This is a genomic window from Flavobacterium hydrophilum (genome assembly GCF_003202405.1).
GTDB classification, from domain to species: Bacteria; Bacteroidota; Bacteroidia; order Flavobacteriales; family Flavobacteriaceae; genus Flavobacterium; species Flavobacterium hydrophilum.
The window spans coordinates 240,141-257,553 of the sequence record NZ_QJHL01000004.1 but is presented as its reverse complement, the minus strand read 5'-3'; the positions used below and the strand labels follow the sequence as shown (position 1 = coordinate 257,553).

Below are 17,413 nucleotides of genomic sequence, written 5' to 3'. Positions count from 1 at the left end.
TTAATTTAAATACCAATCAAATTTTGGTCTGATAAAACCTGGCTCCCTCCCCATATAAACACCAAAATCTCTCCCGCCATCTACAACTGTAAAATGTATTATATCCCTCTCCATAAAAATTGATTGCCTTTTATCTTCAACAATAAAAATTGATAAACTAAAATTACCCGATTGAAAAAAATACTCAGGAAAAACACATTTTAAATAATTTTCACCTTTTTTTAATACTACATCAGAACTACTATTCGAAAAAGAAAACAATGGTTCCCCTTCTTCATTATATAAATGATATGTTATAATATATCGTGGAGCATCATCAGTATTAAAATTAATTTTAGTTATTAACTCAATTTTTTCATTTTCAATTAATGGATCATCAAAACTTTTATCAAAATTCTGAAGCCCTATCTCATTCAGGCTAAAAATTTCATTTTTTAAATTTTTAAATTTTTTACTGTTTGATCTTTCTGTATCACTTCCACCTAAATAGTACGAAACTGCTCTATCTATTTCGCTATCTAAAACCACTTTCCCGTGCTCCAAAACAATTCCTCTGGTACACAAACTCTTCACTGCCGCCATATTATGACTCACAAACAAGACGGTCCTACCACCAGTTCTGGAAATATCCTGCATTTTTCCAATTGCTTTTTTTTGAAATTCCGCATCACCTACAGCTAAAACCTCATCGACAACTAGTACTTCAGGCTCTAAAAAAGCAGCTACTGCAAATGCGAGACGAACAGTCATTCCTGAACTATATCTTTTTACAGGAGTATCAATATAACGTTCACAGCCTGAGAAATCAATAATTTCATCTAGTTTTGAAGTTATTTCTTTTTTGGTCATTCCTAAAATAGCTCCGTTTAAGAAAATATTTTCCCGACCAGTCATTTCTCCATTAAAACCCGTTCCAACTTCTAAAAGAGATGCAATTCGACCACGCGATTTTATTGTTCCTGTTGTTGGTGCTGTTACTTTTGAAAGTATTTTTAAAAGTGTTGATTTTCCTGCTCCATTTTTACCAATAATTCCGAGTACTTCTCCACGTTCAACCTCAAAATTTATATCCTGCAGAGCCCAAACATAATCAGAAGTTCCTTTGGTTGAACGATCATTCGTATCACCAATTTTTAAATATGGATTTTCTTTACCTCTTATCTGATGCCACCACCTATTCAAATCATGACTTAGAGTGCCAGTTCCTACTTGTCCTAAACGATATTGTTTAGAAATATTTTCGGCTTTTAATATGATATCTTTTTCCAACTATGAATTGTAATTATGAATTGTAAATTGTTTGAAAACGCCATCTGGTTAAATTAACTTCTAAACAGTGTCTATAAAACTTTTCTCTGTTTTATTAAAAATCAAAATCCCGCCAAAAAACACAGCTACTGTAACCAGTAAAGTATAGCCTAATCCTAAAATTGAAATTTCTCCGGTGTTTAAAAGCATAAAACGGGCAGTTTCAATGATATAAGCTAATGGATTATAGTGAACCAGCCAGCCAAATTTGGGTAATTTATCCACTACTAATGCCATAGGATACATAACAGCGGACAAATACATTAATAATTGTACACCAAAAGTTACCAAATTACTTAAATCACGGTATTTAGTAACCATAGAAGAAATCAGCATCCCTAATCCCAATCCTAAAAGTCCCATAACCGCAATCAAAATTGGAAAAAACAATACTAACCAGTTCACTCCTAAATTAGCGCCTTTTATGTAATAAAAAATATAAAAAACAATGAAAATAATAAATTGAATTCCGAATTTAATTAAATTAGAAATTACAACTGAGAGTGGTGTTATGATTCTGGGAAAATAAACTTTTCCAAAAATATTTGCGTTTGCTTTAAAAGTATCTGATGTACCATTAAGACATGCAGTGAAATAATTCCAAACCGTTACTCCGGCTAAATTAAATAAAAACGGAGGTATTGTTCCTGTATTGATTCCGGCAACATTATTAAAAATTATAGTAAAAGTAACCGATGTAAACAAAGGCTGAATTAAATACCAAAGCGGCCCCAAAACTGTTTGTTTATAAACCGTGATAACATCTCGTTTTACAAACAAAAATAATAAATCCCTATATTGCCAAATTTCTTTAAAATTAAGGGAGAAGAAATTATTTTTTGGTGTTATTTCAAACAACCAGTCTTTATTACTTTTAATATTACTCATGTTACAAATTAACAGGATTTTTACCTGCTCAGAAAAGAATTAAAAAACAAAAAGGCGTTTTCATAAAACACCTTTTTTATATATTATAATATAACTAATATTCAACCATTTATTTATCCAAAACTTCAAAAGTAGAATTCATACTTTTAAATTCAGGAACAATTTTTTTCATTTTCCCTACTATCTCATCATTACTGTAAAAATTAGCAATTGCTATGAGCTCTTCAATTTCAGTATGTAAATTTTCATATTCATCCTGAATTTCTTGAGCTATCATAATTTTGTTATGATATGTAGGCAAAGTTTTCGAAGTATCATTTAATAATTCTTCGTATAATTTTTCACCGGGCCTAAGGCCTACAATTTTTATTTTTATCTCTTTATCAGGAATGAAACCGGCTAACTTAATCATTTTTTTTGCTAAATCAATAATCCTTACCGGTTTTCCCATGTCAAAGATATATATTTCTCCGCCATTTCCCATTGCTCCGGCTTCCAGAACCAACTGACAGGCTTCAGGAATAGTCATAAAGTAACGAATAATATCCTGATGGGTTATGGTAACAGGACCTCCCTCTGCTATTTGTCTTGTAAATAATGGAACTACAGAACCATTAGAACCTAAAACATTCCCAAACCGGGTTGTAATAAATTTTGTAACACCTTCTACTTTTTCTCTTTTATTTTTCAAAAATAAAGACTGAACATATTTTTCGGCAATGCGTTTGCTGGCTCCCATAACATTACTAGGATTTACAGCTTTATCAGTAGAAACCATTACAAATTTCTTCACCTTATACTTACAAGATAAATCGGCTAAATTTTTTGTCCCCTTAACGTTTGTAAGGATTGCTTGTGAAGGATTCTCTTCCATTAACGGGACGTGTTTATAAGCTGCGGCATGAAAAACCACCTGTGGCCTAAAATCATCAAATACTTTTTCTAAAGCTTTCTTACTTTTAACATCTGCAATAACAGCTCTTATTTTAGTTTGAGAATCTAATGCGAGGGTTTCCAAACATAAATTATGCAAAGGCGTTTCTGCGTGATCTAAAATCACAATTGTTTTGGGATTAAATCCTAAAACCTGTCTTACAATTTCGCTTCCAATAGAACCAGCGGCACCAGTAATAAGTATAACCTTATCCTTTAATTGTTTAGATATTAATTTACTGTCTAATACAATTGGTTTTCTTTCTAATAAATCCTCAATCTGAATATTTTTTACCTTTTGAGAAATTTCTTTTTGGTTCTCCCAATCCGAAATTAATGGCACAGTATAGACTCTGTAATTGAATTCTAAACACTGATCAACAATAATTAACTGTTCTTCTTTTGATAAACTTTTATCTGCGATAATAACAGCTTCAGCTGCTACTGATCGCATTAACGCCGGTAATTTTTTCTTTTGAATCAATATAGGCAAATCTAACATTCGTTTAGAAGCATTTTGATTGTTCTTATCTACAAAACCAACAATCTTAAACCTCGAAGGAGTTTCGAATTTTAATGCGTTTGCAACTGAAATTGCATTAGCATCTGTACCATAGATAACTGTCCGTATTAATTTAGAATCTGCTTTTTCTGAAAAATAGATTTCAAAAGTTTGTTTTACAACTACTCTATATAAGAATAATCCACAAAAAGAAAGTACTAAATTTATAAAAAGTGCCGTATTTAAAAATGCCTTATGACCTGAATATAATTCAAAAACTAAATTGAAAATTAAAAAGAAAATCAAAACCGACATTTGAGAAAACAACAACTTTATTGCATCAATATAAGAGGAGTGCCTGATTATTCCTGAATATGTCCTAAATAGCCAGAAGAAAAATACATTGACAAAAATAAGGCTGGATACAAAATAAAAATGATATGATGTTATAATGTAACCTAATGCTGTTCCTTCAAACAGCATATAAGTAAATGTAAATGAAAAGATAAGAACCATTATATCAATACCAACGATAATCCATCTTGGCAAATAACTAAGGTTATTAATATTTGCTTTAAGATTTCTTGGCGAAAAACTGTTATGCAGCAAAGCAGACATTTTGGTTGGTTTATCGGTATTCAAATTCTTTTTATTTAGTATTGAAAACTCAGCACACTTACAAAAGTACTAATTAATGATTCTAAAAATATATTTCTCTCTAAAATTAAAATCTGCTTCCTTTTTTCTTTTGTTTTAAAAATTCGATGAGATAAGATCCATAACCAGATTTTACCAATGGTAATGCGAGTTCTTCTAATTGCTGATCCGAAATAAAACCTTGTCTCCAGGCAATTTCCTCAATGCACCCCACTTTTAAACCTTGTCTTTCTTCTAAAACCTGAACAAACTGTCCGGCTTGCATCAAGCTGTTGAAGGTTCCTGTGTCTAACCATGCAGTTCCTCTGCTTAAAATGCCTACTTTCAATAGTCCTTTTTCTAAATAAACTTTATTGACGTCTGTGATTTCATATTCGCCCCGAGCACTTGGCTGAATATTTTTAGCTATTTCAACAACTGAATTGTCATAAAAATACAATCCGGGAACGGCGTAACTTGACTTTGGATATTTCGGTTTTTCTTCAATAGATACCGCTTTCAATTTCTCATCAAATTCTACTACTCCATATCTTTCAGGATCGGAAACATGGTAAGCAAAAACGACGCCTCCGTTTGGTTTTGTATTTGATTTCAAAAGCTCCTGCATATTAGATCCGAAAAATATGTTGTCTCCTAATATTAAAGCTACATCATCATTTCCTATAAAATCTTCTCCAATTACAAAAGCCTGTGCCAAACCATTTGGAATAGTTTGTTCGGCATAACTAAATTTACATCCTAAATTAGTACCATCTCCTAATAATTTTTTAAAATTTGGTAAATCATGAGGTGTAGAAATAATCAGTATTTCATTTATTCCCGACATCATCAATGTTGACAATGGATAATAAATCATTGGTTTATCATACACCGGCATCATTTGTTTACTCATTGCAAGAGTCAGGGGGTGTAATCTTGTTCCTGATCCGCCGGCTAATATAATTCCTTTCATATATAATTAAGATTTTAGTTTTAGATTTCCTGACTAGAAATTTTAATTCTAAACCTAAAAATTTTTTAAATAAACATCTTTTTTAAGCTCTCTTTATAATTCGGAACATCTAAATTATAAATTCTTTTTATTTTTTTCTTATCCAACAATGAAAACTCAGGGCGTTTGGCTGGAGTTGGATATGAGACTGATGGAATTCCTTCCACATTACAATTATAATTTCCAAATTCTTTTATGCTCAACGCAAATTCATACCAACTTATTTCTCCTTCGTTCGAATAATTATAGATACCGGGCACCCATTTGTCAGATCCTAAAATAATTGCCATAGCAAATGCCAAATCAGCAGCATAAGTTGGAGAACCTATTTGATCATTAACCACATTTAAGGATTCTCTTTCCTTCATCAAACCCTGCATTGTTTTAACAAAATTATTTCCAAATTTACTATAAACCCAAGAAGTTCTTATAATTATTGAGTCTGGATTTTCTTTTAAGCAAGCTATTTCGCCAGCACGTTTACTTGCTCCATAAATGTTTATCGGATTTGTTTCAGCTTCCTCATTTAAAGCTACAGAAGAAGTTCCGTCAAAAACATAATCTGTAGAAATATGGATTAATTTTATATCATTAATTTTTGCATACTTTGCTATCACTTCTACTGCCAAATGGTTTATAGTAAAAGCTAGATCTTTTTCTGATTCTGCCTTATCAACAGCTGTATAAGCTCCACAGTTTAAAATTATATCCGGATGTATTTTACTTAATTGTGTTTTTAGTAAATTTAAATTATCTAATGTAATTTGAGATCTGTCAGCAAAAACCCATTCGTACTGAGAATAACCTGAGGAAAGTTCAGAAAGTTCAGATCCTAATTGTCCGTTAGCTCCTGTTACTAATATTTTCTTCATTAAAACAAACTGTTACAATTTTCTATAAAAGGCAAAATCTGATCTTTTTCAGAAACTATTGCTTCTCCCAGATTCATACCCCAATCAATATTTAAAGATGGATCATCAAATTTAATTCCGCCTTCAGACTCTTTATTATAAAACTGATCACATTTGTACATTACCGAAGCCGTTTCGGTAATAACAGAAAAGCCATGCGCAAAACCCTGAGGTACTAATAATTGTTTTTTATTTTCTGCCGAAAGCGAAATGCTAAATGATTTTCCATAAGTTAGAGAGCCTTTTCTTAAATCTACAGCAACATCAATAATTTCGCCTTCTAAAACACGAATTAATTTAGTTTGAGCGAAAGGAGGGTTTTGATAATGTAGTCCCCTTAAAGTTCCCTTTTTAGAAAAAGATTGATTATCCTGAACAAAATCAATATCTATGCCTAAATCTTCAAATTTAGTTTTACTGTAACATTCAAAAAAATAACCTCTCTCATCTCCAAAAACAGTTGGCTCTATTATTATCAAATCTTTTATAAATGTTTCTTCAATTTTCATATTAATATTATGTCTATTTATTTGGTGAAAGTAGTAATTACTTTCTTAATTCTATTTTTATCCTCTGTTGTTAAATTAGATCCTGAAGGAAGACACAGACCTCTTTCGAATAGATCACCAGCAACATTATTGCCATAATATGGATAATCTGAAAAAACAGGCTGCAAATGCATTGGTTTCCAAAGCGGACGGCATTCAATATTTGCATTCTCAAAAGCGAGTCTTAAATTTTCCCTGTTTATATTTTTTTTAGCGCTGTTTTCTACTAAAATTGTGCTTAACCAATAATTTGAAAAACAATCATTATTAGTTATCTGAAAAAGTTCAATTTCATCTATGCTTTTAAAAATTGTTTGATAAAAGCAATTTATTTCTCTTCTGTCATCGATATTTTGCTTTAGAATTTTCATCTGTCCAAGACCTATGCCCGCACAAACATTACTCATCCTGTAATTATATCCTATTTGGCTATGCTGGTAATGTACAGCATCATCTTTTGATTGAGTTGCATAAAAAACAGCTTTCTCTTTTGATAATTTCGAGTTAGAAATTAAAGCCCCGCCACTAGAGGTCGTAATAATTTTATTTCCATTAAAAGACAGAACTCCAAAAGCACCTAAAGTGCCGCACATCTTGCCCTTGTAAGAGCTCCCAAGAGCCTCTGCACTGTCTTCAATAATTGGAATTTCATATTGGTCTGCAATTCTATGGATTTCTTCAACCTTATATGGATTTCCATACAGATGAACCGCTATGATAGCTTTAGGTTTTTTACCTTTCTTAATTCTATCCTGAATTGCAACTTCAAGGTTTTCAGGACAAATATTCCAGGTTTCAGGTTCACTATCTACAAAAACCGGGATAGCTCCCTGATATAAAATAGGGTTAGCTGATGCCGAAAACGTAAGACTTTGACAAATAACCTCATCACCTGATTTTACTCCTAATAAAACCAATGCCAGATGAACCGCTGACGTTCCTGAATTTAAAGCAGCGACATATGATTCATTTCCGAGATATTTTTCGAGAATTCCCTCAAAATCATTAACATTTGGACCACCGGTCGTTATCCAGTCATCATCAAGCGCTTTCTGAATGTATTTATCTTCAAAACCACTTTTTTTCGGCAAGGATAAAAAAATTCTTTTATTACTCATTAATTTTCCAATAATCTGAACTAAAACGAACATACTCCTCATTAGTATTTGCTAATGCCAAGGTCGAAAATGTTATCAACTTAGAACCTGTTTGCAGTGATTCTATTGCATTTGCATAACCAGCTGGAATATGTACTATTTTGCTTTCTAAAGCACTTAAGATTATAGTTTCTATATGTAAATCTTTAGAAGGGTCTTCCCAATTATCAATTTTTACAAAATGAATTTTAAAAGATCCGTTTATGCAATAGAAATTTTTAGCATCTAATTTATGTCCCTGCCAGGCACGAATTGGATTTTCATCAGAATTACTAATGATGTAAAATCTTTCTATGTCTTTAAAACTAAAATCGTTTACAAACGAAATTGTTCCGCGATGATCTGAGAAATTATCTCCCTGAATTATTTTAGGATCCATGATTTAACTTTAAATGGCTTTTTTTCAACAAATAAAATTTCGAAATATAGATACAAAACAAAGGACTTATAACTATTGTAAATATTAGTCCCTCATGAACTTTTTGATATAAAGATATGACTACGCCGGACACTATTATTTGTACCAAGGCATAATATAAAGCTACTAATCTGTGCTGAATTTTATATTCGTTAGTTAAAACCTGATATAAGTGTAAACGGTGAGCTTCAAAAATATTTTGTTTCAGGTACAAACGATGCAAAATAGTACAAACCCCATCTGTTCCATAAACTGCAAAAAACAAAATCCAGATTACCGAATTTGTTACTAAAATAAGTTTCAAAATAAAATAAATGATCCAAAAAGCAATTGCTATGCTGCCTACATCACCGGCAAAGCATTTCGCCTTTTTTCTATAATTAAAGAAAAGAAAAACCAAACTGGCAATCATCGCATATTTTATAAAATCACTGTCAGTAAATAACTGAAGATTTTTATTTACATATAACAATGATCCCATAATAACCAGAGTATACAAACCGGTAATACCGTTTATACCGTCCATGAAATTATATATATTTAAAAAACCAATGGCCGCAATATAAATCACCAGAATCACAAAAATAGAGATTTCATGAAAAACCCCTAAATCATAAAACACTAAAGAAATTGCCAGAAAATGAATTGAAATCCTTATTTTATTAGATAAACTCTGTATATCATCCCAAAAACTTACTAAACTTACCAATGTAATCCCGGTAAAGAAAAAATAGTTGTTTTGTATATGCTGTACAAAATAAATCAATGCAGAGAACCAAAAAATAATACCGCCGCCTCGTAAAGTAACTTCAGTATGTGAACTTCTTCCGTTGGGTTTGTCAATAATATTAAAGTGGTTTGCGATTTTAAAATAGAGTAGCATTAAAATCATTAAGATAAAACTCAATATTGTATGTGCCATTATTTCTTTTTGAAGCTTTTTATTGTTTTTTCTAATCCTTTTTGGGCGGTATTGGGTAACTTGTCAATTTCTAAAGCTAATTTTATTTTTTTATTTGAAACCCTATAATTTTCAGTTAATTTTTGAACATTTTCTGAATTCATTGGTAAATTTATTAAATCACCCACTTTGGCAACAGTATTTATTATTTCTTTATGAAATGCTATTGAAACTTTTTTCTTATTTAAAACTGAAGATATAATTTCAATTAGTTCATTTGTTGATAAAACTTCGTCATCAGCAAAATTATAAATCCCGGAAGTAATTTTTTTAGAAAGAAGAATTTTTTCAATCAAAAAATTAAGGTTATCTATACCTAAAAAAGATCTTTCATTATGAAAAGCGGCTAAAGGATAAGGAATTCTATTTTTTATCACATTATAAAGCAGGTTAAGATTTCCTTTATTACCAGGACCGTGTATCATACATGGTCTTATAATAATAACTCGTTTATCATCTGGAATTTCCTTTGATAAAAGATATTCTTCCGAACTTAATTTCGATTGGCCGTAAGGTGTTTTAGGCTTTGGCTCAATATCTTCATCCAAAATATCTGAAACATTATCAGCTACAGCTTTTACACTGCTAAAATAAATAAAGTCTTTAACATTGCTTTTTAAAAAAGCGTCAAACAATTTTTTAGTTAATTCTGTATTAATTGCAAAATATTCAGAAGCATCATTTATACCTTTTGTATCATGAGCTTTACCTGCCAAATGAACAATTGCATCAGCATTAGAATTAAAATTCAAAAATTGATTACGCAAGGATAAAGAGTCTATTAAGAAAGATTTTTTTCTTAAATAATTAGAAAGATTTTGTCCAACAAAACCAGAAATACCAGTTATTATTATATTCATACTCTATTTACATACAAATCTTTATAAATATTTAAGTGCATGGATATAACATTATTTACATCAAATTCTTTTTCTGCTTTTAGTCTCGAATTTTGCCCCATCTCCTTGATTAAGTCTACGTTAGAAACTAATTTTTCTAATGCTATAGCCAATTCATTTATTGAATAAACTGGGACTTTAAAACCGTTAATTCCCTCATCTACACATTCTTTACATCCAATTGCATCTGTCGTCACAATTGCTCTTCCAATAGCACATGCTTCGATTAAAGTTTTTGGCATTCCTTCTCTATACGATGGCAAAACAACTACGTGAGAGTCTTTATAAACTTCAATCATATTTTTCTGATATCCAATCCAAATTACATAATTCCCATCTTGCCAATTATTCAAATATGAAGCTGAAACTCCAGCGTTATTATCTTCGTCGGCCAAACCTGCCAAAATAAATTGAATTTTCCCATTATATTTTTCTTTTAATATATCCGATGCCTCTTTTAATTCTTTAACGCCTTTATCCCATAACATTCGAATAGGAAGCAAAATTTTTATTCTTTCAAAAGATGGCAAATCAAATTGTTTAAAATTAATTAAATCTACACCCGAGCCCTTAATTCTTACTATAGAATTTAACTGATTAATAACTCCTAATTTTTCGAGCTCAGATTGATCTTCCAAATTCTGAAAAATTACTGTGAGTTTTTTTCTTTTAAACCCAAACTTCATTAATTTCAGCATTGTCTTTTGCACTAAACTTTTTCTATCACCCGTAAAATTATACCCTAATCCGCTAATAGCATTAACAACTCCATTTATCTTCAACAATTTAGCCATTACAGAGCCATAAATAACAGGCTTTAAAGTAATATGATGGACAACATCAGGTGCAATTTGTTTGTATAATTTTCTAAAACCTAATAATGTTTTTAATTCACTAATTGGATTAATCCCTGAACGAGAAAATTTAAAATCAATAAACACTATTCCATCTACCTCTATTTCTTTTCTTCTTCCAGTATCTTCGGCTGCAACAAAAACTTTCCATCCTAACCGAGAGGCTTCTTGTGCTATGCATAATCTGTGTGAAATAACAAACCAATCTACATTGGCTATCATCAAAAGGGTACCCATATTAATTAGCTATTTTAATCATTACTTTTTAAGTATTTAAAATTTAGATCTTTTTATTAGAAGTTTTCGTTTTTATGAATGAATTATTATATATCAAATTTGCTATTAGCAAGAAAGACCCAAAAAGAGAAATTTTACTTTTCATAACTTTCTCTATACCACTTTTGAAAACAAAAAAACGTCCATACTTTAAATGTATTATCAATTTTCCCTTCTAAATGATTATTTACTAAATTCCATATTGTTTCAAAATGAAAAATATTTTGGTCTTCAATAAATATTTTATCAACATATAACAGCAATTCATTTTTCAAATTCCCTCTTAGCCAATCACCAACAGGCACTCCAAAACCTTTCTTTGGTTTATTAAGAAAATCTTTTGGGAAATATTTTTTGAATGATTCTTTCAAAATATGCTTTTTATCCCATCCTTTAATTAGAAAATCTTCAGGCAATTGACTTGTAAAATTCCATATTTCCTTATTCAAGAACGGAGCACGACATTCTAGAGATGTCAACATACTAGTTCTATCTACTTTTACAATCATATCTCCTTCCAGACTGATCATTTTATCAATATTTCTAAAATCAGTTAAATTTTTATTATGATTTCCTATTTTATCTTTATAAAAAGACAATGAATTTTCGACATACTTATTACGTTTCAAAATTTCTCTAATTTCATTCTCATAAAATCCTAATGAAATTATATTGTAATAAAAATCACCTTCATAATTTATTGATTTTAACAGTTTATTAATCTTAAAACGACCTCCTCTGTTATCTTCATTTGTATTTAATACTTTGCTAATTGTTGATGAAAAGGTATTATGTAGTGTCTTAGGAATTAAATTTATATACTTATCGTTTAATCTCCCCATATAATATTTATTGTATCCTCCAAAAACTTCATCACCACCATCACCAGTTAAGGCTACTTTTACAAACTCTTTTGTTTTGCTTGAAACAATATAACTTGCCAATGCTGAAGAATCTGCAAAAGGTTCATCAAAATTTAATATTATCTCATTTATGTTTGTTGTTAAGTCTTTTTCAGATATTATAAATTCATGATGATTACTATTTATAAGTTTTGCAACAGTCCTGGATTTTTCAGTTTCATCAAAAGATTTTTTATCAAAACCAATTGAAAAAGTTTCAATTTTCGTACTTGATTGCTGCGCCAAACATAAAGAGATAATTGACGAATCTACACCCCCTGAAAGAAATGTTCCTAAAGATACGTCTGAAATAGATCTTGAATTTATACTATCTTGAATTAAATCATGCGTGATTTTTGTTGCTTCCAATTTTGAAATTTCAGAATAATCTTTATGTTTTTGTTCAATTTCGTGAATTTCAAATTCAAAATTCGAACAATCAAATTCAATGTAATGATTGGATTCTAATTTATGAATATTATCATAAATAGTGTAGGGTGCAGGAATATAAGTTAGCTGCAAAAAAAGATTTAAACTTCTCGCATTAATACTAGGTTTTACAGGTAGCACTTTTATAATGGATTTCAATTCTGAGGCCCAAATAAAACTATCATTTGTTTTGGTATAATATAATGGTTTTTCTCCAAAAAAGTCTCTGGCAATTAAAACTTTATTTAAAGTTTTATCATAAATACTAAAGGCAAACATTCCATCAAGCATTGAGAATGCTTTAATACCATAACATTCATACAACTTCACAATTACTTCTGTGTCTGAATTAGTTACAAACTCAATACCTTTTTTTTCTAGATCGTTTTTAAGAACTTTAAAGTTGTAAATTTCTCCATTAAAAATAACAACCTTTTGTTTATCCTCTGTAAAAATAGGCTGCTTCCCTAAATTTAAATCTATGATAGATAATCGTCTCATAGCCATTCCAATTTTACAATTTGAAGAGTTATCTTCAAAAAAACCGTCTTGATCTGGTCCACGGTGTATGATAGCATTATTCATATCACAGAGCACTTTTTGCATTTCGATATTTGGATGATGACTTATAAACCCATTAATTCCACACATAGTTGTTGGTTTATTTTATTTATTTGTCTATTATTTTTCAATGCTTTATTTTCTGTAAAAAAGTTAAAAGCCTTATTTGTTCTTAAGCAGAAAATATATTATAAAAATTTTCTAATATTTTTTCATTTTCAAAATCCAAGATCCGTTTTTTTAGCGAGGCTTTACAATCTGCATAATATGTGACATTTCCCATCATATAAACTATTGCTTCGGTCATTTTCTGTTCATCATTTCTTGGTATCAAAAGACCATATTTAGTGAAAAATATTTCTTTAAAGTCATATTCAATTTCAGCTTCCAAAATTTCATTAGGCCCTGAAGGACAATTAGTACTAATTATAGGCAAACTGCAAGTCATTGCTTCTAAAAGAACATTTGGAAATCCTTCATGATTTGAAGAGAAAACAAATAAATCAGCTGCTTTTAAATACTGATATGGATTAGAATCAAAGCCCATTAAAAAAACACTTTTTTCCAATCTTAAATTTCCTATTAACCTTTGAAGTTCATTTTTAAGTTCCCCATCACCAAAAATATACAGTCTTACTTTTTTATCCTTTAATTTTTCGACAGATCTAATTAATAATTGATGGTTTTTTCCTTTATCTAAACGTCCCACACTAATTAAATTAAAAAAATTTTTATCAAAAAAATCTTTTTTAGATTCAATTGCATCAATTGTCTTTATAGAAACAGGATTATAAACAGTGAATAGTTTATGAGATGGTACATTAAAATTCGAAATCAAATCTTCAGCATTACCTTTAGAATTTGTTATTATTAGATCGGCAATAGGGTATAGCTTTTTAATTAAAAAAATATTGATCCAAGATTGTAAATTCTTATATCCATACTGATTACTAGAATTTGACCTTTCAGAAATTATTATAGTTCTTTGTTTGTTAAAGAATTTAGTTAAAACAGATATAAACCCTGGTCTTGTTAAGAATGATATACTTTTTTCTATATTATTCTTTTTAAGTAAAACATGATACTTATAAGCCAATAAAGGAATCTTCAACAGTTTTAATATACCATTCTCTGTTGGCTTTGAATGTTCTAAAAAAAATGGTTCTCTCTTAGTAGTAAAAGAATAAGCACAAGTATTATTCATTAAAACTAAATAAACATCTAATTCTTTACTTTCGAGATACGGGACTAATTGTGAAACTATTCGTTCTGCACCACCACCAGCTAATGAATAAATAAAAATTGCTACTTTCATTTATAACTGTTCGAATAAATTTTCATATTTGCGTACAATCTTTTCTGCATTAAATTTAGAACTTACAGACATTCTTACCGCATTTTTATCTATTGTTTTAAGTTTATCAATATTATTTAAAACAGCAATAAATTCTAACTCATCTTGAACTAAAAAACCATTTGCACCAGTAATTACGATATCTTTTGTACCACCAGGACAATTAAATGCTATTACAGGTGTGCCGACAGTACAACTTTCTAACAAAGCATTTGGAAATCCCTCAACATAAGAACCTTGAAGAAAAAAATCATTTTTACTAACTTCCTCTAAAACTTTAGATGTGTAAGGAATAAAACTAACCTTTCCATTTAATTTATAATTACTTACACAATCTTTTAGATCCTCTAATTGTGGTCCAGAGCCAACAATTGTATAATGAAAATCATAGTTGTAAATTTTTGACAACCCTTCTAAAATTCTTAAATATCCTTTTTCTTCACTTAATCTACCAACTGTTATGAAATTTATCTTATTGCCAAAATTATTTGATAAAGCACTTATAAAACTTTGTGTAACAGGATTATGAATCAAAACTAATTTTGAAGAATCAAGTCGAAGAATTTTAATAAAATCAGTTTTCATATCTTCAGATTGGCAAATAATTGCAGACAATCTTGGATAAAAAATTTTAATTAAGGTTAAATTTAATTTAGAATTCAATTTAGAGAATTCATTCATCTTAGAAATTACACTCGCTTCTCTCCCAACAAACTTTATCTCTCTAAAAAATAGACTAAAAAAACCCATCGTAATATTTACGTGTACTATCGAGCTTATTACAATTGATGGTTTTTCTTTTTTAAAAAGACAAAACAAAGCTATAATTGAAGTCAACAGCCTTTCTTTATTAAGATATTGTACTTCTACTTCATTAACATTATATACAGCATCTTTTTTAAAGCCCAACACAATTAATTTAACATCAAAATTATTTGTATTTAACTTCTGTGAAACAAATGACAAAACACGTTCCGCACCACCGGCACATAAATTAGGCAAAACAAATAATATTTTCTTTCTATTTTGCATCTGTCTTTTTATAAAACCCAAATTCCTGATACCATTTAGACAAGACATATACCCTCCAAACATAAGAGGAATAGTCTCCTTTTCCATCTAAATGTTCTTTAAACATTTTCTTAAATTTTACTACATTAAGATTAGGTACCTCATTCAAAAATTCATCTGATAAGTTTCCAACAAATTCTTCTCTTAATTCTTCACGAATCCATTTTCCAATAGGTACTGCAAAACCTTTTTTGGGTTGATCAAAGATTTCTTCTGATATGTATTCTTTTAAAATATCTCTTAATATTCTTTTCTTTCGTCCAGGAATGTATCGATATGAAATTGGGAGTGTTCGTGCAAACTCCACTATTCTGTAATCTAAAAATGGACTTCTTACTTCAACTGAATAAGCCATACTCGCTCTGTCTACTTTCACATTACTGTCATTCTCTAGCCATAATTTTATATTTAAATCAGCTGTGGATTGTATCCAATCATTTGCCCATATTTTATAGCCCTCGTAATTTGATAACCAATCCAGATTCCTATTTTTTACAATAGAATTATAGCCCACAAAAATGCCTGCGATAAATTCATTCTTAGACTTAATATTAAAAATCCTTTTAATAGGTTCCGTTCTGGATTTAAAAACATTAAAAACCAATAGTTTAGATAAATTCTTTCTTAGTAAATATGGTATTTTAATAAAAAACTTAAACTTATTGACCCAATCAAAGTGATTATAACCCAAAAAACTTTCATCACCTCCGTCGCCTGATAAGGCCATAGTTACATATTGTTTAGTTACTTTATTTAGCAACAATGATGGTAAAGCAGAACTATCAGCAAAGGGCTCATCATAAACTGAAACCAATTTCGGAATCATTTCCAGAATATCTTCAGGCCTGCATATTGTTTCTGTATGTTCCGAATTTATAATATTAGCAAACTGAGCCGCTATTTTACTTTCATCATACTTAGGGTCATCAAATCCAATAGAAAATGTTTTAATCCTATCTTTAGAAACTTTTGATGCAATACTAGATACCAATGCTGAATCAATACCTCCAGAAAGGAAAGTACCAAAAGGCACATCAGACTGCAATCTTATTTTTACAGCATCTTTTAATAATTCATGTAATTGATCTTTAGCCTGATTATAGGATAATTGAAGAGGAATAATTTTTTTTAAATTCCAATATTCTTTTACAACTAAAACATTTGTATTTAAATTAAGCTCAAGAATATTACCTGGTGGTAATTTAAAAACGTCTTTATAAATAGTATATGGGCTTGGAATATACGTACAGTCGAGAAACATTCCTATAGCTTTTTGATCTATTATTTTATTTTGACAAATTGGCCTTAATTGACTACAAATTTCTATTTTCCCATCAATCCATGAATAATAAAAAGGCTTAATCCCAAATCTATCACGAGCACAAAAAAGATTTTGTGTGTTTTTATTGTAAATTACAAAAGCGAACATCCCGTTTAATTTGGGCAAAATCCCTTCACCCCATTGTTTATAGCCTTTTAACAATACTTCTGTATCTCCAGAAGTAATAAAATTATGACCAAGACATTCAAGCTCCTCTCTTATTTCCTGAAAATTGTAAATTTCCCCATTAAAGACAATAGAAAGCTCTTCAAATAGCATAGGTTGATGTGAGCGTTCGTCTAAATCTAAAATGGACAATCTCAAATGCCCTAATATTAAATCATCAATCGATGTAAATCCAGTGTAATCAGGGCCTCTGAATTGAATGGATTCTAATTTAGCTTGTACCTCTTCTTTACAAAAAGGAATATTTGTTGCATAAATTCCACACATTATTTTTAAATATTATTCA

Annotated in this window: 15 protein-coding genes; all 15 read right to left on the bottom strand. The window is 29.9% G+C overall.

Translation table 11 applies throughout. The features are described from left to right. Positions 1 to 1,269 carry an ABC transporter ATP-binding protein gene (locus tag DMB68_RS16655; protein WP_110347771.1) on the bottom strand — a complete coding sequence of 423 codons (1,269 nt, stop codon included), beginning with the start codon at positions 1,267 to 1,269 and terminating at the stop codon, positions 1 to 3. Between the two features lie 60 nt (positions 1,270 to 1,329). Next, complete coding sequence (locus tag DMB68_RS16650) at positions 1,330 to 2,196, bottom strand: ABC transporter permease (RefSeq protein ID WP_110347770.1); 867 nt, start codon at positions 2,194 to 2,196, stop codon at positions 1,330 to 1,332. A gap of 109 nt (positions 2,197 to 2,305) precedes the next feature. Beyond that, positions 2,306 to 4,273 carry a polysaccharide biosynthesis protein gene (locus DMB68_RS16645; protein WP_110347769.1) on the bottom strand — a complete coding sequence of 656 codons (1,968 nt, stop codon included), beginning with the start codon at positions 4,271 to 4,273 and terminating at the stop codon, positions 2,306 to 2,308. 82 nt (positions 4,274 to 4,355) lie between these two features. Continuing rightward, the gene (gene rfbA / locus DMB68_RS16640; protein ID WP_110347768.1) at positions 4,356 to 5,240 is read right to left on the bottom strand and encodes a glucose-1-phosphate thymidylyltransferase RfbA; all 885 of its coding nucleotides are present in this window, start codon (positions 5,238 to 5,240) and stop codon (positions 4,356 to 4,358) included. A gap of 65 nt (positions 5,241 to 5,305) precedes the next feature. Further along, positions 5,306 to 6,151: a dTDP-4-dehydrorhamnose reductase gene (gene rfbD / locus DMB68_RS16635; protein ID WP_110347767.1), complete on the bottom strand. Its 846-nt coding sequence runs from the start codon at positions 6,149 to 6,151 to the stop codon at positions 5,306 to 5,308. Further along, the gene (rfbC, locus tag DMB68_RS16630; protein WP_110347766.1) at positions 6,151 to 6,699 is read right to left on the bottom strand and encodes a dTDP-4-dehydrorhamnose 3,5-epimerase; all 549 of its coding nucleotides are present in this window, start codon (positions 6,697 to 6,699) and stop codon (positions 6,151 to 6,153) included. Before rfbC ends, rfbD begins: the two co-directional genes overlap by 1 nt. Positions 6,700 to 6,716: 17 nt before the next feature. Beyond that, positions 6,717 to 7,856, bottom strand: a complete 1,140-nt coding sequence (locus DMB68_RS16625; protein WP_110348046.1) for a DegT/DnrJ/EryC1/StrS family aminotransferase — start codon at positions 7,854 to 7,856, stop codon at positions 6,717 to 6,719. Beyond that, positions 7,849 to 8,274, bottom strand: a complete 426-nt coding sequence (locus tag DMB68_RS16620; protein WP_110347765.1) for a WxcM-like domain-containing protein — start codon at positions 8,272 to 8,274, stop codon at positions 7,849 to 7,851. The genes DMB68_RS16625 and DMB68_RS16620 overlap by 8 nt, the downstream gene beginning before the upstream one ends. Beyond that, positions 8,264 to 9,235, bottom strand: a complete 972-nt coding sequence (locus DMB68_RS16615) for an MraY family glycosyltransferase (protein ID WP_110347764.1) — start codon at positions 9,233 to 9,235, stop codon at positions 8,264 to 8,266. Before DMB68_RS16615 ends, DMB68_RS16620 begins: the two co-directional genes overlap by 11 nt. Next, the gene (locus tag DMB68_RS16610; protein ID WP_110347763.1) at positions 9,235 to 10,134 is read right to left on the bottom strand and encodes an NAD-dependent epimerase/dehydratase family protein; all 900 of its coding nucleotides are present in this window, start codon (positions 10,132 to 10,134) and stop codon (positions 9,235 to 9,237) included. Before DMB68_RS16610 ends, DMB68_RS16615 begins: the two co-directional genes overlap by 1 nt. Next, positions 10,131 to 11,264, bottom strand: coding sequence for a glycosyltransferase family 4 protein (locus DMB68_RS16605; RefSeq protein WP_231131669.1), 1,134 nt, complete (start codon positions 11,262 to 11,264; stop codon positions 10,131 to 10,133). Before DMB68_RS16605 ends, DMB68_RS16610 begins: the two co-directional genes overlap by 4 nt. Positions 11,265 to 11,398: 134 nt before the next feature. Further along, positions 11,399 to 13,285, bottom strand: coding sequence for an asparagine synthase (glutamine-hydrolyzing) (asnB, locus tag DMB68_RS16600; RefSeq protein WP_110347762.1), 1,887 nt, complete (start codon positions 13,283 to 13,285; stop codon positions 11,399 to 11,401). Between the two features lie 82 nt (positions 13,286 to 13,367). Then, the gene (locus DMB68_RS16595; RefSeq protein ID WP_110347761.1) at positions 13,368 to 14,510 is read right to left on the bottom strand and encodes a glycosyltransferase; all 1,143 of its coding nucleotides are present in this window, start codon (positions 14,508 to 14,510) and stop codon (positions 13,368 to 13,370) included. After that, on the bottom strand, positions 14,511 to 15,581 hold the full coding sequence (locus DMB68_RS16590) for a glycosyltransferase (RefSeq protein ID WP_165830155.1): 1,071 nt from the start codon (positions 15,579 to 15,581) through the stop codon (positions 14,511 to 14,513). It abuts the gene before it with no gap. Continuing rightward, a complete protein-coding gene (gene asnB, locus DMB68_RS16585) occupies positions 15,571 to 17,394 on the bottom strand; it encodes an asparagine synthase (glutamine-hydrolyzing) (protein ID WP_110347759.1) in 1,824 nt (607 codons plus the stop codon). Before asnB (DMB68_RS16585) ends, DMB68_RS16590 begins: the two co-directional genes overlap by 11 nt. Between the last annotated feature and the right edge of the window lie 19 nt (positions 17,395 to 17,413).